Raw genomic sequence first — 19301 nt, 5'->3', positions numbered from 1 at the left:
GAAAACACCTAATCAACCCCTGGCCCGGACAGAGTGCTTAACAAGCGGCCGCCTTAAGATATACTCAGGGCAGTTTTTTGCTGCCCCCGGTGGTGGCATTCAGTAATTCGGAGAGTGGGTTTGCGCGTCAGTCGTTCATTAACAATAAAACAGATGGCGACGGTATCCTGCGTGGCCGCCGTGACCATCTGTATTTTTATTGTCATTCAGCTTTTCCATTTTGTGCAGCAGCGCAGGATTGACTACGCCCAGCAGATGGAAAACGTCGCCCATACCGTGCGCCAGCCGCTGTCCCAGGCGGTGCTGAAAGCCGATATTCCCCAGGCCGAACTGATCCTCAACTCCCTGAAACCGGCCGGGATCCTGGCCAGGGCCGAAGTGGTGTTGCCGAACGGCCTGCAGGCGCTGCATACCGATTTCGAGCCCGAAAAACCGGTCCCGGAATTTATCGCCACGCTGTTTGAGCTTCCGGTGAAGATCACCGTGCCGCTCTACTCGGTGGAGCCAGCCAATCCCAAGCCGCTGGCGCTGCTGGTGTTGCAGGCCGATTCCTGGCGGGTCTATCAGTTTATTCTCAGCGCCCTGTCGACGATGGTGACCACTTACCTGCTGCTGGCATTGATCCTGTCGATCGCCATCAGCTGGTGCATCAACAAGCTGATCGTTCGCCCGCTGCGGCGGATCGCCATGGAGCTGCAGGATCTGCCGCCGCAGGAGGCGATTTCCCATCAGCTGACGCTGCCTGAGCGCCACCGTGACGATGAGTTGGGCATGTTAATCCGCAGCTACAACCGCAATCAGCAGGTGGGCGAAGCGGTGCATGATGAGATGAGCAGGCTGACCACCCGTTTTGCCCTGACCAATCTGCCGAACAAAACCCTGTTTCTGGCGCTGCTGGAGCAGCATCTTAATTCCGTCTCTGACGACGACAATTTCACCCTGATGGTGCTGCGCATCGAGACCTTGCAGGACGCCAACGGCGTGGTCAAGGACGAACAGCGTGATGCGCTGTTGCTGACGCTGCTGGAAAAAATTCGCAACAGTATCGACAGCCATACGCTGGTGGGCCAGCTGTCAGGCAGCGATTTTGTGCTGCTGGTGAAGCGCGCCAATAAACCTTTCCGCGCCATGCGCCTGGCGCGCCTGCTGCTGCTGCGGCTGAATCAGCCGGTCACTTTGCAGGACATGCAGCTGCGGCCCAACCTGAGCATCGGCCTGGCGCAGCGTGAAGCGCGCGATCTCACCGCGCAGGACTTTTTAAGCCGTGCGGCGTCGGCGATGATGTCGGCCCGTCATCAGGGCAAAAATCAGATCCTGTTTTATGACCCGATGATGATGGAACGGGCGCACAAGCGGCTGACCCAGGAACACGACATTTTGCAGGGGCTGGAAGAAGAGCAGTTCTCATTGTTCCTGCAGCCGCAGATTGATATGCGTAACGGCAAGCTGGTCGGCGCGGAAGCCCTGCTGAGAATGCGCCAGCCGGACGGCAGCTGGGCCTTGCCGGAAGATCTGATTGTGAACGCCGAAGAGATTGGCGTGATCAGCGCGCTGGGCCGCTGGGTGTTCGAAGAGTCCTGCCGGGTGCTGGCGGGCTGGCAGAAGCAGGGCATTAATCTGCCGCTCAGCGTCAATCTCTCCGCCGTGCAGCTGCGTGAAGCGGATATGGTCACCCACTTACAGGACCTGATCCATCGCCACCAAATCAGTCCGGGCAGCCTGATGCTGGAGATCACCGAGACCGCCCAGGTGGGCGAGCCGGAACAGGCACTGCAGCTGTTAAGCGAGCTGCAGAAAGTCGGCATCTCGGTGGCGCTGGATGATTTTGGTATGGGCTACGCCAACCTGAACTGGCTGAGCCAGTTTAAGTCGTTACCCATCAGTAAGCTGAAGATGGACCGCAGTTTTGTCTGTGTGCTGCCGAATGATGACACCATGGTGCGAATCGTTGCGGCGATTGCCGAAATCATCAAGCTGGACGTGATTGCCGAAGGCGTCGAAACCAGCCAGCAGCGCGACTGGCTACTGGCGCGCGGCATTAATATCGGGCAGGGCTACCTCTATTCTGAGGCGCTACCGCTGGCGGTCTTTAACCGCAAATATCTGGAATTAATCACGCCTTAATACGGTCCCGTAAGGGATAATTTCCACGTGTATCAATCCTTAACGCAAACCACAACGCGTCATTACCGGTGCTGAAGTGATTCAGCTCATAAAACGGCGCGTTGCCCGGCGGCTGAGTGTTTCAAGTTATATCAATCCCGTTAACGTAGTGTTACTTTCGCGCTGAAGACTGACGATTACATCAGCGAAAGCGCCTGCCATCCAAGCCGTTAATGGACATTCTATGAAAACTTCCCTGTTTAAAAGCCTCTATTTCCAGGTGATTACCGCCATCGTCATCGGCGTGCTGTTAGGGCATTTCTACCCCGAGTTGGGTGCCCAGATGAAGCCGCTCGGTGATGCCTTTGTGAAGCTGATCAAGATGATCATCGCACCGGTTATTTTCTGTACCGTGGTCACCGGGATCGCCGGGATGGAAAGCATGAAAGCGGTCGGCCGTACCGGTGCCGTCGCGCTGCTCTATTTTGAAGTGGTCAGCACCATCGCCCTGATTATTGGCCTGGTGGTGGTCAACGTGTTGCAGCCTGGCGTTGGTATGAATATCGACCCGGCCACGCTGGATGCCAAAGCGGTGGCGATGTATGCCCAGCAGGCCGAGCAGCAGGGCGTGGTGGCGTTCCTGTTAGATATCATTCCTAACAGCGTGATTGGCGCCTTTGCCAGCGGCAACATTCTGCAGGTACTGCTTTTCGCCATCATGTTCGGTTTTGCCCTGCACCGCATGGGCGACAAAGGCACGCTGGTATTCAACTTTATCGAAAGTTTCTCCCGCGTGATTTTCGGCATCATCAATATGATCATGCGTCTGGCACCGATTGGCGCGTTCGGGGCGATGGCCTTTACCATTGGTAAATACGGCGTCGGTTCGCTGGTGCAGTTAGGTCAGTTGATTATCTGCTTCTATATTACCTGCCTGCTGTTTGTGGTGGTGGTGCTGGGTACCATTGCCCGCGTGGTCGGCTTCAACATCTTCAAATTTATCGCCTACATCAAAGAAGAGCTGCTGATCGTGCTGGGGACCTCGTCCTCAGAATCCGCGCTGCCGCGCATGCTCGATAAGATGGAAAAGCTGGGCTGTAAGAAGTCGGTGGTCGGGCTGGTGATCCCAACTGGCTACTCGTTTAACCTCGACGGCACCTCGATTTACCTGACCATGGCAGCGGTGTTTATCGCCCAGGCCACCAATGCGCATATGGATATCTGGCATCAAATCACGCTGCTGGTGGTGCTGCTGCTCTCCTCGAAAGGGGCGGCGGGCGTTACCGGCAGCGGATTTATCGTGCTGGCGGCCACGCTCTCGGCGGTCGGCCATCTGCCGGTGGCCGGTCTGGCGCTGATCCTCGGTATTGACCGCTTTATGTCTGAAGCCCGTGCGTTGACTAACCTGGTCGGCAACGGCGTGGCGACCGTGGTGGTGGCAAAATGGGTCGATCAGCTGGACGAGCAACAGTTGAAAGACACGCTGGATGGCAAAAATAAGGCAAAAAAACTGCCCGAAAACGCCGCATAAGCCGTTAATTTGTTAAATATCCCCTCAAATGCCCGTCGCGACTTGCCCTCGCGGCGGGCATTTGCATAATAACCCCCAGAGATTTTTATCATTTTTCACTCCGTGGTGGGACATCCCCGCCAATGCGTGGTCTAAGAAGCTGTTCTGAGAAAAAACAGCGGCTTCCCTGAGTTATCCCTCCCGTAGATAGCAGCAGGCCGTAGATCGCCAGTGATTTTTTTTGGTTTGTGATTGAGTAGGGGTTCACATGCAGGGCACCAGAATTCGTCTTTTGGTTGGTGGAATATTGCTGGCCGCGGTCAGCAGCACTGTGCAGGCTGAAACACTCCAACCCGATCCCGCCTGGCAGCAGGGAAAACTCGATAACGGGTTCACCTGGCAGGTTTTAACGACTCCGCAGCGTCCCAGCGACCGCGTTGAAGTCCGCTTACTGGTTAATACCGGCTCTCTGGTGGAGAATACCCAGCAGGCCGGTTACAGCCACCTCTTACCGCGTCTGGCCTTAGTGCATAACGCGAAGCTCGACCCTGCGCAGCAGCGCTCGCTGTGGCAGCAAAGTATCGATCCCGATCGCCCGCAACCGCCTGCGATCACCTCTTATGACTTCACGCTCTACACCCTCAGTCTGCCGAACAACCGGCCGGAAGTGGTGAAAGAAGCGATGAACTGGCTGGCGGCGACCGTCGGCGATATGACCATCAATGAACAGACGGTGAACACCGCGCTGGCTGCTGACGATCCGATCGCCACCTGGCCTGCCAATCCGCAGGATGTCTGGTGGCGTTACCGGCTGAAGGGCTCCACGTTGCTGGGCCACGATCCGGGTACGCCCGCTAATGCGCCGATCGACCCGGTCAAGCTGAACGACTTCTACAAGCAGTGGTACACGCCGGATGCGATGACGCTGATGGTGGTGGGCAACGTCGACAGCCGCAGCCTGGCCGAGCAGATCAACAAAACCTTCTCGCCGCTGAAGGGCAAGCGTGATACGCCGTCGCCGATGCCAACGCTGTCGCCACTGCCGCCGCAGCCGATTAACCTGGTTAACAATAATCTGACCCAGGATCGTCTGTCGCTGGTGTGGGATTCGCCGTGGCAGCCGATCAGGGATTCGCAGAATTTGCAGCATTACTGGCAGAGCGATCTGGCCCGTGAAGCGTTGTTCTGGCACGTGCAGCATGTGCTGAGCGACAGTAAGGCGCAGAAGGTGCAGGTGGGCTTTGACTGCCGCGTGCTGTACCAGCGCGCGCAGTGCGCCATCAATCTGGATGCGGATAACGCCACCCTGCAAAGCAACCTGAATCTGGTTGCGCGGGAGATGGTAAACATCCGCGATAACGGCCTGCCGCAGGAAGAGTTTGACGCGTTGATGGCGCAGAAAACCGCCGAGCTGAACAAGCTGTTTGCCACCTACGCCCGCACTGATACCGATGTGCTGATGAGCCAGCGTTTGCGCTCGCAGCAGAATGCGGTAGTGGATATCGCGCCGGAACAGTATCAGAAACTGCGCCAGAGCTTCCTGTCGGGCCTGACCTTGCAGATGATGAACCAGGAGCTGCGCCAGCAGCTGTCACAGGATCTGACCATGATGCTGATGCAGCCGCAGGGCGAGCCGGAAACCAACGTTCAGCAGCTGGAAGAGAGCTGGAAGAAAATCATGGCACCGGCCCCGGAAGCGGCGGCCGCAGCGGTGGATGAAACCAAGCCGGAAGTCTCTGACATCCCGTCTTCGCAGAACTGATTTGTTCTGACCACAACCCGGTCGCCTGACGCGGCCGGGTTTTTCTGCGTGCTACCAGATCCGTGCGCGCAGCCATTCATTAACCAGCATCGGCCAGCTGGCCAGCGGCAGATCGGCGACGTTGCGAATGCCAAAGCCGTGCCCGCCTTTCTCGTAGAAGTGCAGCTCGCTGGAGACCTTGTGTTCACGCAGCGCGCTGAACATCACCATGCTGTTATTGATCGGCACCGACTCATCGTTCACTGCATGGATCAGCAAGGTTTGTGGCGTCTGCTCAGTCACGCGCGTTTCCATCGAGTACGCGTCAATTTCCCGCTGCGTCGGATGCTCACCCAGCAGATGCTGGCGACAGCCCTGATGCGCCAGCCCTTCACGCATAGTGATCACCGGGTACATCAGCACCAGCGCATCCGGACGGGCGGTCAGCGAGTCGGCAATATCCTGCACCGGATAGAGTTTCTCAGTGAAGCGCGTACCGACGCTGGCGGCCACATAGCCACCGGCCGAGAAGCCCATCATCACAATACGCTTGCCGTTCAGCCCACGGGCGGCACGGTGACGCAGCACGCGCACCGCACGCTGCGCATCCGATAAGGGCGCGTCAGCCGCTTCATGGTGACCATCCTGCGGGAAACGGTAGGTCATCACCGCCAGCGTATAGCCCATCGCGGTAAAGAACATCGCCAGCGCGCTGCCTTCTTTATCGATCATGATTTTTTCGAAGCCGCCACCGGGTGCGACCAGCAGGGTCACGCCGTGGGATTCTTCCGGATACCAGAAGGCCAGCTCAGGATTGCGCACGCCGCTGGCGGCACGGTCGTAAGGTTCGTACTCTTTCGCTAAATCGACAATTTGTGGGCTGACCCTGGAATCGCTGGCACCGGGAGCCTCGCCGTGAGGCCAGATATTAATAATTTCGGTTTTCATAGGCGCTCCTGAATTTCATTATTTAAGTATAGGCGAGCCCGGCGCGAGAATAGGGGGGATCGGCTGTAATAAAACAATCATTGCCCATTTATTTATACAGCGTCCAGCCTTGCTCACGCTTTTAGCGCAGTTTCAGACTATGCCCAGAAGCGCCGGTCTGGGGTTATTTATCTGCTGCTATCTGATTGTTTTAAAACGAGTCGGTTTGCATCACGGATCGCCATTAAGCGGGTTTAAGGTAATTATCATAATATTCAGTTTATTATCCGTTTGCCGATCTGCGGCTGGACCTGAATTAGGAATTGACTCATTCAGACTGCTTACGGATAAGCCGCGTAATTAATTTGACTTAAATTGCGGATGTTAATTTAAGGGCGGATCGGCGGGCGGGGAATAATAAAAAGCCCCGCTATTGCGGGGCTGTTTGCTGCCAGGGCTGAAAATCGGCGAACGCGCTTAAGCCGGCATTGCCGAGCGGGGAATGATCGCCCCGCGATGTTGGATCACCGTGCTGGCGGTCAGATGGCCACGTATCGCCGCCTCTTCCGCACTGCCACCGCTTAAACGTACCGCAAGATAGCCGGCGCTGAAGGAGTCTCCTGCCGCCGTGGTATCGACCACGCTGCTGGCCGGCAGCTTCACTGCCGGAACCTCCAGCAGTGGCCGATCGGCCAGCGACACCAGGCAGGATTCGGCACCGCGCTTGATCACAATCTCGCTGACGCCGGCGGCACGGGTGCGGGCAATCACCTCGTCAACAGGCGCTTCGCCCCACAGCAGGGTTTCATCGTCCAGCGTCAGGAAGGCGATGTCGGTACAGGCCAGCATCACCTGATAAGCCGCCTGGGTGACCTCAGCGGACGGCCACAGGCGTGGTCGATAGTTGTTATCAAAGATGATTTTCCCACCGTTGCGGCGACAGGCGGTCAGCAACGCCATCAGCTTTTCCCGGCTCTGCGGGCTGAGGATCGCCAGGCTGATGCCGCTCAGGTAAAGGTAATCAAACTGGGCCAGCTGCTGGCAAATGTCCTCTGCGCGCTCGCCTTCCAGCCAGAAGCGCGCGGCGGCATCGTTGCGCCAGTAGTAAAAGGTTCGCTCGCCCTGCGCATCGGTTTCAATCACGTACAGGCCCGGCAACTTGTTATCCATCTGCTGGATGAGGCCGGTCTGCACCTGCTCCTGCTGCCAGGCGGCGAGCATCTCACCGCTGAAGCTGTCGGTGCCCAGCGCGGTCACGTAATCCACGCTGAGCTGCTGTGGGTCAACCTGACGGGCGATATACACCGCGGTGTTCAGCGTATCGCCGCCAAAACCGCGGCTCAGGTCGGTGGCTTTCTGTGAAAGCTCAATCATGCACTCGCCGATAACGGCAATTTTTTTCTGCGTCATGGTAGTCAGCTCATCCCTCAAATTTGCACCAGTTTCGCTGCGCAGACGCACGTAGTCAATATTTTAAAACGGCGTTTTACTTTTTTCCTCACGCAGTGAATCGCTGAGAAAACAGCAGCAACGGCCTGCATTTTCGGCCAGCTGCGGCCAGCAATAATGGGCAATTACCGGGCGTTTTTAGCGCCAGGCGCGATAAAGTTCTGCGATGCGGTGCCGATATCTTTCCTGCGGGAGATCCGTTCCCCGAACGGTCTCATCATTATCAAGGATCAATTACATGGTGCTGAACGACCTCAGTCACCGGCTTCCTCTCTCAAATGTTGTGACAAAGCAACAAGATGAGCGTCTGTACTGGCAGGAGTGCCAGCGCATCTATACGTTTCAGCCTATCTACCGGGTGACCGGCAGTCTGATGGCAATTGAGTTGCTCACGGCGGTATTCCATCCCGCCGAACCGGGCAAGAGGGTATCACCGGAGTCCTATTTTGCAGCGCTTGAGATCCCACAGCGCCTGCACATTGTTACCGAGCAGCTTGAGCTGCTGGCGGAATGGGAAACGCTGTTCACCTCCAGTGGCACCGTTGCCTCGGTCAATATTGATGGCCCAACCCTGTTGGAACTGCAGCATCATGCTGCCATCCGTCAGCTGGTCGCCCGCTGCCCGTGGGTGCGCTTTGAGCTGGTGGAACACCATATGCTGCCGCAGGAAGAGATCGTCGCGCAGATGCCGGAACTCGGCCCGCTGTGGCTGGATGATTTCGGCTGCGGCATGGCCAACTTTTCCGCGCTGACCGAGCTGAAGTATGACTACATCAAAATGGCCCGCGAGCTGTTTATCATGCTGAGAAAGTCAGAAGAGGGCCGCAATCTCTTCAACATGCTGCTGGCCCTGATTAATCGCTACTGCAAAGGGGTGATTGTCGAAGGCGTTGAAACCCTTGATGAATGGATGCAGGTGAAAAATTCACCGGCTTATGCTGCTCAGGGCTACTTTTTTGCCCGTCCGATGCCTTTTGACCAGCTGGGATCGCTGCCGCACCAGCTGATCTGATCCCGTTTCCTGCTCTCTCGACTATCTTTACAGAAGGCCGAAGCGAGCAAGGAGACCGGGTATGTCGCGTACGGGAAAAATAATTAGCTGGATTGTCGGGATTTTTTTGTTGCTGGTGATCGTGGTGGTGATCATCATTGCGACCTTTGACTGGAACCGACTCAAACCGACCATCAATCAAAAAGTGTCGACTGAATTGAATCGTCCGTTCGCCATTCGCGGTGACCTGGGCGTGGCGTGGGAACGCAACCGGGATGAACCTGGCTGGCGCAGTTGGGTGCCATGGCCGCACGTTCATGCCGACGATATTCTGCTGGGCAATCCGCCCGAAATTCCTGATGTCACCATGGTGCATCTGCAACGCGTGGATGCCACGCTGGCCCCGCTGGCGCTGTTGGGCAAAGAAGTTTATATCCCGTGGATTAAGCTGACGCAGCCGGATGCCAGGCTGATCCAGACCGCGGATAAAAAGAATAACTGGACCTTCAATCTGGCCGGCAGTGACAACCCGGACCCGAATCAGCCGCCGTCTGCGTGGACCTTCCGCCTCGACAACATCATGTTTGACCGCGGACAGATCGCCTACCGGGATGCCATCAACAAAGCCGATGTGCAGGTCACCGTTGATCCGCTCGGCAAGCCGGTCCCTTACGTTCAGGTGGCGGGCAGCAAGGATGATAAGAGCCAGAAGGGCGCGTCTGATTACGTGTTTGGCTGGAAGGCTTCCGGTACTTACAACAACGAGAAGCTGACCGGCGACGGTAAAATCGGCGGCATGCTGTCGCTGCGCAGTAAAACCAATCCTTTCCCACTGCAGGCCGACGTGCGCAACGGCACCACGCGCGTGCAGGTGGCCGGGACGCTGCAGGATCCGCTTAACCTTGGCGGGCTGGATATCCGGCTGCGCTTCGCCGGTGACACGCTGGCCAATCTCTACGGCCTGACCGGCATTCTGCTGCCGGATACGCCGCCATATGAAACCGATGGACATCTGATCGCCCGCTTCCAGCAGAAGGGTGGCCCGGTATTCCGTTATGAAAATTTCAACGGCCATATTGGCGACAGCGATATTCACGGCTCCATGACCTACACCCAGGGCAAACCGCGTCCAAAACTGGAAGGTTCGCTGGAATCGAAACAGCTGAGAATGGCCGATTTAGGGCCGCTGATTGGCGTGAATTCGGGTAAAGGCAGCGAGAAAACCGAGCAGGCGAAAGCCAAACGGGGCGATGCCACCACTCAGCCGGCGGATCGCGTGTTGCCACACGATAAGTTCGATACCAAAAGCTGGGGCGCGATGGACGCTGACGTGAAGTTCAGCGGCAAGAAAATTGAGCACAGTAACTCGCTGCCGCTCAGCGATCTGTACACCCATCTGGTGCTGAAAAACGGCGATATCCTGCTGGATCCGCTGCGCTTTGGCATGGCCGGCGGCAATCTCAACTCCACCATTCATCTTGAAGGTGACCGCACGCCGATGCGCGCGCGGGCCGATCTGCATGCCCGTAACCTGAAGCTGAAGCAGCTGTTCCCGAACGTCTCCGCCATGCAAAGCAGTATGGGGCAGATGAACGGCGACGCCACGCTGAGCGGAAACGGTAACTCGGTGGCCGATATTCTGGCGACCAGCAACGGCGAGCTGAAGATGCTGATGAATGACGGGGTGATCAGCCGCAGCCTGATGGAGATTGTCGGTCTGAACGTCGGTAACTACGTGGTCGGCAAGCTGTTTGGCGATGATGAAGTGCGGATCAACTGTGCCGCAGCCGACCTCAACGTCACTAACGGCTTAGCCTCAACCCGGCTGTTCGTCTTCGATACCGAGAACGCGGTGATTAACATCTCCGGCACCACCAACTTCGCCAACGAGCGGATGGATTTGTCGATCGATCCTGAGAGCAAGGGCATCCGTATCATCACCCTACGCTCGCCGCTGTATGTGAAGGGCACCTTCAAGAATCCGAATGCGGGTGTGAAAGCCGGTCCGCTGATTGCGCGGGGTGCGGCAGCGGTGGCTCTCGGTGCGGTCGTGGCGCCCGCCGCCGCGCTGCTGGCACTGATTTCACCCAGCGACAACGAGCAGAATCAGTGTACCAACGTGCTGCAACAGATGAAGAGCAAGAAATAATCCCCGGCGGGGGTGGGCACAGGGCCCGTTCCCGCAGCGGATTTCTGCACGAAAAAAAACCGGCCATGGCCGGTTTTTTATTGCCTGAATAAGGCCTAGTCGTACAGCGATTCGTGGCGGGTTTCTTTGCTGGCCAACAGCGCAATCAGCGTCAGGCAGGCCATCGAGGCCAGATAGATGCCGACGTAGAACAGACCGTAGGTGTGCGCTAACCAGGTGGCGATATAGGGTGCGACAGACGCCCCAAGGATCGACGACAGGTTATAGGAGAACGAGGCACCGGTATAACGCACTTCCGTCGGGAACAGCTCCGGCAGCAGGGCACCCATCGGGCCGAAGGTCAGCCCCATAATGCTCAGACCGCACAGCAGGAAGGCCATCACCATTAGCTGATTCCCTGACCCTAACATGCTCGGGAAAATCAGCGAGAAGGCGATAATCATCAGGGTAATGACGATCATGGTTTTGCGGCGACCGAAGCGGTCTGCCAGCAGGCCGGCAATCGGCACCATCACACCAAAACCAATGACCGCCAGCATCAGCATCCACAGCATGGTATTGCGTGGGAAGCCAAGACCGCCCGGTGCCGGCGTGGTGCCGTAGGTCATTGAATACACGGTCATGATATAGAACAGCGTGTAGGTCGCCAGCATGATAAAGGTGCCGATAATCGTCGCCTTCAGGTGCTTAGACAGCAGCGTGCCAATCGGGATTTTGACCTGCTTCTTCTCTTTCTTCACCTTGGCAAAGACCGGCGATTCGTGCAGCGACAGGCGCACGTACAGGCCAACCAGCACCAGCACCGCAGAGAGCACAAACGGCACGCGCCAGCCCCACTGCATAAACTGATCGTCGGTCAGCAGCCAGGAGAGCAGCAGGAAGGTGCCGTTGGCAAAGAAGAAGCCAATCGGCGCGCCGAGCTGCGGGAAGGAGCCGTACAGGGCACGCTTCTTCGCCGGGGCATTTTCCGTTGCCAGCAGCGCCGCGCCACCCCATTCCCCACCGAGTCCCAGACCCTGACCGAAGCGCGCCAGCGCCAGCAGCAGTGGCGCAAAGACGCCGATGGTTTCATAGCCCGGCAGCAGGCCGATCACCACGGTTGAAATCCCCATGGTCAGCAGCGATGCGACCAGCGTGGCTTTACGGCCCACGCGGTCACCGAAGTGGCCAAACACCGCCGAGCCAATCGGGCGCGCGACAAAGGCGATGGCGAAGGTAGCCAGCGACTGTAGCGTGGCGACCGTGGCATCACCCTGTGGGAAGAAGATATGCGGGAAAACGATGACCGCAGCGGTAGCATAAATATAGAAATCGAAAAATTCGATAGCGGTGCCGACCAGCGAAGCGACCATCACTTTACCGCGGGAATTTACGGGCGTGGTGTCGTTTTCGGCGTCGAGCGTTGGGGCGATGGAGGCTTGCATAGCAGTTTCTTATTTGTAAAACATGTTAAAGAATCTTACGCACAGCGGAGACGGCATTCAATGGCGAAAACCGCGCCACGACGGGCTTGCGGCGTGGAAAAGAGGATTATGCGTGACAGAGGATAATTGCCGGGCGATGGCAACGCCAAACGCCGGTTTGCTGGCAATAAACACCAGTAAACGGCCAATAAAAAGTGGCGGGTCAGCGTTAAATGCTGGCTTTTGGCTAACTTTTGCCCAGCAAACCAGATTTATGACTGGCTTTCGCCCCAGCGACGGACGACGTTAACCCCGACACAGCGTGTTACAACGCGTGTCGGAGCGGATGGGGAAGGGTTTATTTTATCGTCGCGTTAACCTGCTCAAGCATTCACGGATAAAACGGATTCGACGACTGGCGCATCAGCGAATCCAGGCTGACGATTAACACCGAGCGCTCCCCGCGCGGCGTCATCGAGCCGAAACTGACGCCGAACGCATTGGGCGGCGTCGGCGTGCGCCCGTACAGGGAATCGGTTAACGGGAAGGGCAGCGCCACATGGGACAGCGAATAGACGTCTGCCGGGTAACGCAATCCCAGCGGCGTGACCAGGGTCGCGGTGCTGCCGGCTGGGGTGGTTTTTGCCACTTCCGTATCGCTTCCGGCAGAAGCGTTGGTGACCAGGGTCGCGGTGTAGGCCCGTGGCGCGGGAGGTAACAGATGTTCTGCCGCATGGCGGGCGCTGCTGCGCATCAGCGGGGAGAGCGGCACCGACTGATTGATATCAAACAGCACCAGCTCGCTGCCGTTGGCCGGCAGCAGATTGTATAAGGCTCTGACCACCGCAGGCGTGCTGACCGTGGCATCCGCCACCGACTGGAAGGTCAGCACCGGCGGCAGTTTAGCCAACCGCTGGCTGGCCTGTTCACGATGCAGCTGGCTCTGCAGGGCGCTGGTAAGCAGCCAGGACTGGCGCGCCGCTTTTACCGGGAAGGAGTTGTATTTGAATGGGTTAAACTCCGGCAGGATGCTCAGCCACGCCGATCGGGCAAAGGCCGGGAAGATCGACGGGATCCCCGCCAGCCCGGCATAACGGGCGTAGCTGCTGACGCCAATCATCGGCGAGATCAGGATCAGCCGGTCGGGTGCCGGCAGGGTCGGATCGTCCAGCGCATCCAGCGCATATTTCATCGCCAGCGCGCCGCCGTTGGAGAAGCCGACGATATGCAGCGGTGCACCGGGTGGAATGCGTTTTTTCGCTTCCCGCACGGCCAGCCGGGTTGCCGCCATCCAGTCCTGCCACACCACGCTGGTCAGCGCCGCCGGCACCGTGCCGTGGCCGGGTAAACGGATCCCCAGCGCGATATAGCCATGCTGCTGATAGTCCTGAGCGATATGGCGCAGACTGTAGGGTGAGTCGGTCAGGCCATGCAGCAACACCACCGCGCCACGCGGCGTGCCGGTCGGCATCATGATGTAGGAGCGGTTCCAGTCGGTGGAAAAGTTTTCCGGATTGACCGGGCTGCGCTCCGCATAGCGGTTATAGGTTTCCGGATTGTCGTCCTGCAGCCTGTCGCTGACGTTAATTTTGATGCCGTCGAACAGGTTCTGCTCATTCTTCAGATAGCCCGCCCAGTCGCTGTTATCCATCTGACTGTCGCTCAGTTCCTGCGGTACCCAGGTGTGCCACAGCTGCAAATCTGGCCCGCGTTCCGTTAGCGCCACGCGCAGCCCCAGCAGCACGATCGATACAATGACCACCAGTGTCGCCACGCGTTTAAACCAGATTTTAGTCCGTTGAAGCATTGTCATCCTGTCCTTCTGCCCGAGTCTCCGCTGCAAGTATAGAGCGGATCGGCCAGGGAATGAGAAAGTGTTTAAGCAATGTCTTAATGGGAATTTCGCCGCTGTTGATTAATGGTTTAAGAAAAAAAAAGCGATTAATCACCGTAAGTTACCATTTATCTTTATGATTATATTGGGTATTTTTATTTTTTGATCGCAAAGTGGTGCTAAATTTTGCGGTTTACTTCGGTCCTGACCCGGCCTATAGTGACGGCGATTCACACAACGGAGCCCAAAATTGGACAGTCACCCCTTAAGTAACATCTTAATCTGGTAAGCCAACTCCTTTGTTTGCTTGCCGAAAAACGGCGGGCAATGTTTCACCTCCTTTCAAGGTCGTCGCATCCCCCCTGACTTATCGTAATCAGGTCCAGTGAATACTGGGCGCGGAAGGCTATGCGTTTGATCCCCGATCTTCTGCAGTGCCGCTAAACACACTTTTTCTGATAAAGGATTTTCTGATGAAAGAACCTCCGACCAGCGATGGGCGAAGGCGGCTGCACGGCAGAAGGGGGATAAACACGCACTGATCGCCCCTTCTTCACGCTGTCCTGCCCTCGTCCCGATCCGTACACATTCTGATTAATCCTCATGCGCAGGAGAGATTCCCCGCGCCTGAACAAAAAAAAGAAAGGATCTGGCAGATGAAAATGAACAATGCCAACTTAAACCTTGCCCGCGATCTGGCCATCGCCAGCGCCGCAAAACAGAGCCTGGACAGCACGCTGGCCAGAATGCATACCCAGCGTCAGGGCCTGACCCAGGAAGAGGCCGCAGAGCGCCTCGCCCATTACGGCAAAAACCAGGTGGCGAACGAGAAGGCACCCCATGCCATTCGCCAGCTTTTTCAGGCGTTTAACAATCCCTTTATCTGGGTACTGATGGTGCTGGCCGGCATCAGCTTTGTCACCGATTACATTTTGCCACAGCGCAAAGGTGAAGAAACCGATCTGACCGGCGTGCTGATCATGCTGATGATGGTGATGCTGAGCGGGCTGCTGCGTTTCTGGCAGGAATATCGCACCAATAAAGCCGCCGAAGCGTTGAAGTCAATGGTGCGCACCACCGCCACGGTGATCCGCCGCAGCAGCGCCTCGGCGCAGCCGGTCAGAAGTGAAATTGCCCTGCATGATGTGGTGCCAGGCGACATTATCTTCCTGTCGGCGGGCGACATGATCCCGGCTGACGTGCGGCTGCTCTCCTCCCGCGACCTGTTTGTCAGCCAGGCGGCGCTCAGCGGGGAAGCCATTCCGATTGAGAAATATGACGCGATGGCCAACATCGCCGAGAAAACCGCGACAGGCAGTAGCGACGACGCCGACCTGCTGTCGATGCCCGGCATCTGCCTGATGGGCACCAACGTCGCCAGCGGCACCGCAACCGCCGTGGTGGTGGCGACCGGTGGCGAAACCTGGTTTGGCTCGCTGGCGAAATCAGTGGTGGGTAGCCGTCCGCAAACGGCGTTCGACCGTGGCGTCAACAGCGTCAGCTGGCTGCTGATCCGATTTATGCTGGTGATGGTGCCGATTGTGTTGTTTATCAACGGCTTTACCAAAGGTGACTGGTCCGATGCGCTGATGTTCGCGCTGGCGGTGGCGGTCGGTCTGACCCCGGAAATGCTGCCGATGATCGTCAGCTCCAACCTGGCGAAAGGGGCTATTGCCATGTCCCGTCGCAAAGTGGTGGTGAAACGGCTGAATGCCATCCAAAACTTCGGCGCGATGGACGTGCTGTGCACCGACAAAACCGGCACGCTGACGCAAGATCGCATCATTCTGGAGCAGCATCTGGATGCCCATGGCCGCAATAACGACAAGGTGCTGCAGCTGGCCTGGCTGAACAGCCGCCATCAAAGCGGCATCAAGAACCTGATGGATAAGGCCATCCTCAGCTTCAGCCAGGGAAACCAGGCGGTCGCCGGACTGTGGCGCTACCGTAAAATTGACGAGCTGCCGTTCGACTTTGAGCGTCGCCGCCTGTCGGTGGTGGTCGCCAATGAACACAATCAGCAGCAGCTGATTTGCAAAGGCGCGGGGGATGAGATGCTGGCGGTGGCCAGCTGGTGGCTGGACGGCGGCGAAAAGCGTCCGCTGGATGAAGCCGCACGGCAACAGTGGCGTCAGCAGGCAGAAGAGTGGAATCAGCAGGGCTTCCGCGTGTTGATGCTGGGCGAACGTGAGCTGGGAGACAATCCGCTGACGCTGCCGTTGAGCAAAGCGGACGAGCGTGAGCTGACCATTTGCGGGCTGCTGACCTTCCTCGATCCGCCGAAAGAGAGTGCCGGCGAAGCGATTGCTGCGCTACAGGAAAGTGGCGTGGCGGTGAAGGTGTTGACCGGCGATAACGCGATTATTACCAGCAAAATTTGCCGTGAAGTCGGCCTGAACCCAGGCGTGCCGCTGTGTGGGACCGAGATTGCTCGCCTCAGCGACGATGAGCTTTACCCGCTGGTGGAAGCGCGGACGGTGTTTTGCCGCCTGACACCGCAGCAGAAATCACGCGTGCTGCAGGCGTTGCAGTACAACGGCCACACCGTCGGCTTCCTCGGCGATGGCATCAACGATGCGCCGGCGCTGCGGGATGCGGACATCGGCATTTCGGTGGATACCGCCACGGATATCGCCAAAGAGTCCGCCGATATTATTCTGCTGGAAAAAAATCTGATGGTGCTGGAGCAGGGCGTGATTAAAGGCCGGGAAACCTTCGGCAATATCATTAAGTACCTGAACATGACCGCCAGCTCCAACTTTGGCAACGTGTTTTCAGTGTTGATCGCCAGTGCCTTTATTCCGTTTTTACCGATGCTGGCCATTCATCTGCTGATCCAGAACCTGATGTATGACCTGTCTCAGCTGGCGCTGCCGTGGGACAAAATGGACAAGGAGTTTTTACGCAAACCGCGCAAATGGGACGCGAAAAACATCGGTCGTTTTATGCTGTGGATGGGGCCAACCTCGTCGCTGTTTGATATCACCACCTTTGTGATTATGTGGCACGTGTTTGCCGCCAACAGCGTCGAGCATCAGGCCCTGTTCCAGTCGGGTTGGTTTATTGAAGGGCTGCTCTCGCAAACGCTGGTGGTGCATATGCTGCGCACCCAGAAAATCCCGTTTATTCAGAGCCGTGCGGCGCTGCCGGTGATGATAGCCACCGGGCTGGTGATGGCGTTGGGGATCTATATTCCGTTCTCACCGCTGGGGCATGCGGTCGGTCTGGTGCCGTTGCCATGGTCGTACTTCCCATGGCTGGTCGCCACGCTGTTCGGGTACTGCGTGGTCGCGCAGGCGATGAAACGTGTTTATATCCGCCGCTTCGGCCAGTGGTTCTGAGGAGAAACGCATGAAATACGCTAACGTGGTGACCACCATCGTGCTGTTCTTCGTCGGGCTGCTGATTTTCTCCAGCGGACTGCTGATGATCCTCAGCATGTAATGCAGTCAGGGCGGATCGCCGATCCGCCCTGATTTTTTTAATCCCGTGAGACCTTCACAAACCGCAGGTAAATAAAGCGGATCACAAAGTATTCAATCGCCCCCAGCAGCAAAAACCACAGGCAAAACACCAGCGTATACAGCTGGCCGATATCACTGAGATGGAACATCGCCATCAGGCGGTACGTCAGGCTCAGACCAAACCATGGCGCGGGCAACAGCAGGGCGGAGAGCATGCCCAGCATCAGGGTGCTCATCGGCATCAAAAAGGTCAGAAACGGGTTATTCATGGGGCTTCCAGTCGGGTCATCAGCGGCCATTTTCCAGCAAACTCGCTTCAGGTTCAATGCTTACACCGCCAGCGCGCGTTTCACCTCTTCCCGCATCCACTGAATAAAGCTGCTGCGCTTCTCCGAAGGGTGCAGATCCTGCCGCTACAAAACGTGAATCGGGCGGCGTCCATTTTGACCCGCTGAGCGAGATGACCATCACCCAGTTTGAAACCGGCAAGGTTTACCGGGTCTGGTAACGCTCAGGGGGCCGATCTCCGCCCCTTTTCTAAACAAAAGATTCCCCCATTTCCTGCCCGCCTTATCCCTCATTTCTGCTGGCTATTCCCCCAACGGCTTCAGGGATGTGACCGTTAACACAGTAATTCTTTTAGCCTTTTTGATTAAAAATTTACCGCGAAATTAGCATTCGTTAAAAAGTATAGCCAAGGCTATACTCAAATCCCTGATTTTGTTGTCTTTTTTTTTGCGAAACCCCGTGATAGGATGCGCTTCTTGTTGAGCACCCGCGCTTATTTTTTCGCCGGGACCTCTGTTTTTGATGCCTGAAGGCGTCCAGGGCCCTCAAACCGGTATAACTACAATGAACATGTACGCAACAATGATTTTGGCCTTTGGCATGTCGATGGACGCGTTTGCGGCGGCCATCGGTAAAGGTGCCAGCCTGCATCGTCCCTCACTGAAAGAGGCGCTGCGCACCGGCCTGATTTTTGGCGTTATTGAAGCGCTGACCCCGCTGATTGGCTGGGCAGTGGGCATTGCGGCCAGCCGTTACGTTATGCAGTGGGATCACTGGGTGGCCTTCACGCTGCTGTTTGTACTCGGTGCCCGTATGATTTGGGAAGGGTTCCGCAAAAAAGAATCGGTCGAAGACGCGCCCCAGAGCCACAGCTTCATGTTGCTGGCCACCACTGCGGTGGCAACCAGCCTCGATGCTATGGCTGTGGGCGTTGGCCTGGCCTTCCTGCAGGTGAACATTGTCACCACCGCGCTGGCTATCGGCGCTTCCACCATGGTGATGGCATCAGCAGGTATTTTGCTGGGGCGTTTCCTGGGCCCGGTGATGGGCAAATGGGCAGAGATATTTGGTGGTGTCGTGCTGATCGGTATCGGCAGCAGCATTCTGGTTGAACATTTAGGCCTTTTTGCCTGATTTCCCTCCTCTTTCTCCCCTTGCTGTTGGCGGGCTGCGGCCCGCTTGTTTAACCTTCGTTTAAGTTCACCTTTGCATACTACCCGCCAATTTTGTGATCTGGTTCAAATTTATTTGCCTGAAAAACGCGCTTCTTGTATACTTTTTTTGCGTTTTACTAACAAAAGTTTAATCAGGTAGCCGAAATGAAAAAATTCTTTAAACGCGTGTTGCACAGCTATGTTGAAGCGTTCAAACACGTGCCGCCAGGCGCCATGTCTTAATGGTTCCGGCCAGACACCCTCGATAGCCTCGGTCAGGGACCGACC

The 19301-nt window shown here is 57.0% G+C and carries 13 protein-coding genes; 8 read left to right on the top strand and 5 right to left on the bottom strand.

Translation table 11 applies throughout. The features are described from left to right. Positions 1 to 120: 120 nt before the first annotated feature. The 3 genes from hmsP (at position 121) to E2F51_RS06225 (ending at position 5375) form a co-directional block, all read left to right on the top strand. Positions 121 to 2124, top strand: coding sequence for a biofilm formation regulator HmsP (gene hmsP, locus E2F51_RS06235; protein WP_041692158.1), 2004 nt, complete (start codon positions 121 to 123; stop codon positions 2122 to 2124). 223 nt (positions 2125 to 2347) lie between these two features. Then, entirely contained in the window at positions 2348 to 3634 is a 1287-nt protein-coding gene (locus E2F51_RS06230; protein ID WP_013204390.1) for a dicarboxylate/amino acid:cation symporter, read from the top strand. A 247-nt stretch (positions 3635 to 3881) separates the two neighbouring features. Further along, the gene (locus tag E2F51_RS06225) at positions 3882 to 5375 is read left to right on the top strand and encodes a pitrilysin family protein (RefSeq protein WP_013204389.1); all 1494 of its coding nucleotides are present in this window, start codon (positions 3882 to 3884) and stop codon (positions 5373 to 5375) included. A gap of 51 nt (positions 5376 to 5426) precedes the next feature. On the opposite strand, the gene E2F51_RS06220 is transcribed toward E2F51_RS06225, so the two are convergent. Beyond that, a complete protein-coding gene (locus E2F51_RS06220) occupies positions 5427 to 6302 on the bottom strand; it encodes an alpha/beta hydrolase (RefSeq protein WP_134823002.1) in 876 nt (291 codons plus the stop codon). A 456-nt stretch (positions 6303 to 6758) separates the two neighbouring features. Further along, a complete protein-coding gene (locus tag E2F51_RS06215) occupies positions 6759 to 7691 on the bottom strand; it encodes a sugar kinase (RefSeq protein ID WP_134823001.1) in 933 nt (310 codons plus the stop codon). 277 nt (positions 7692 to 7968) lie between these two features. Between E2F51_RS06215 and pdeH the strand changes: the two genes are divergently transcribed. After that, positions 7969 to 8742, top strand: coding sequence for a cyclic-guanylate-specific phosphodiesterase (gene pdeH / locus E2F51_RS06210; RefSeq protein ID WP_013204386.1), 774 nt, complete (start codon positions 7969 to 7971; stop codon positions 8740 to 8742). A 61-nt stretch (positions 8743 to 8803) separates the two neighbouring features. Continuing rightward, positions 8804 to 10870 (top strand): AsmA family protein, encoded by a 2067-nt coding sequence (locus E2F51_RS06205; RefSeq protein WP_105760445.1) that lies wholly within the window; start codon positions 8804 to 8806, stop codon positions 10868 to 10870. 95 nt (positions 10871 to 10965) lie between these two features. Here E2F51_RS06205 and E2F51_RS06200 read toward each other — a convergent pair whose 3' ends face one another. Next, a complete protein-coding gene (locus E2F51_RS06200) occupies positions 10966 to 12294 on the bottom strand; it encodes an MFS transporter (protein ID WP_013204384.1) in 1329 nt (442 codons plus the stop codon). 370 nt (positions 12295 to 12664) lie between these two features. Beyond that, a complete protein-coding gene (locus E2F51_RS06195; protein ID WP_134823000.1) occupies positions 12665 to 14080 on the bottom strand; it encodes a carboxylesterase in 1416 nt (471 codons plus the stop codon). Between the two features lie 683 nt (positions 14081 to 14763). Between E2F51_RS06195 and mgtA the strand changes: the two genes are divergently transcribed. Next, positions 14764 to 17448, top strand: coding sequence for a magnesium-translocating P-type ATPase (gene mgtA / locus E2F51_RS06190; RefSeq protein WP_134822999.1), 2685 nt, complete (start codon positions 14764 to 14766; stop codon positions 17446 to 17448). Positions 17449 to 17588: 140 nt separating this feature from the next. On the opposite strand, the gene E2F51_RS06185 is transcribed toward mgtA, so the two are convergent. Then, on the bottom strand, positions 17589 to 17840 hold the full coding sequence (locus E2F51_RS06185; protein ID WP_013204380.1) for a DUF1158 family protein: 252 nt from the start codon (positions 17838 to 17840) through the stop codon (positions 17589 to 17591). Positions 17841 to 18423: 583 nt separating this feature from the next. Between E2F51_RS06185 and mntP the strand changes: the two genes are divergently transcribed. Next, the gene (gene mntP, locus E2F51_RS06180; RefSeq protein WP_013204378.1) at positions 18424 to 18993 is read left to right on the top strand and encodes a manganese efflux pump MntP; all 570 of its coding nucleotides are present in this window, start codon (positions 18424 to 18426) and stop codon (positions 18991 to 18993) included. Positions 18994 to 19178: 185 nt separating this feature from the next. After that, positions 19179 to 19256, top strand: coding sequence for a stress response protein AzuC (gene azuC / locus E2F51_RS24280; protein WP_134824821.1), 78 nt, complete (start codon positions 19179 to 19181; stop codon positions 19254 to 19256). Positions 19257 to 19301 lie beyond the last annotated feature (45 nt).

Source organism: Erwinia sp. QL-Z3 (genome assembly GCF_004551645.1).
Classification (GTDB): domain Bacteria; phylum Pseudomonadota; class Gammaproteobacteria; order Enterobacterales; family Enterobacteriaceae; genus Erwinia; species Erwinia billingiae.
The sequence above is the reverse complement of the archived record's forward strand: the minus strand, read 5'-3'. Positions and strand labels throughout refer to the sequence as shown.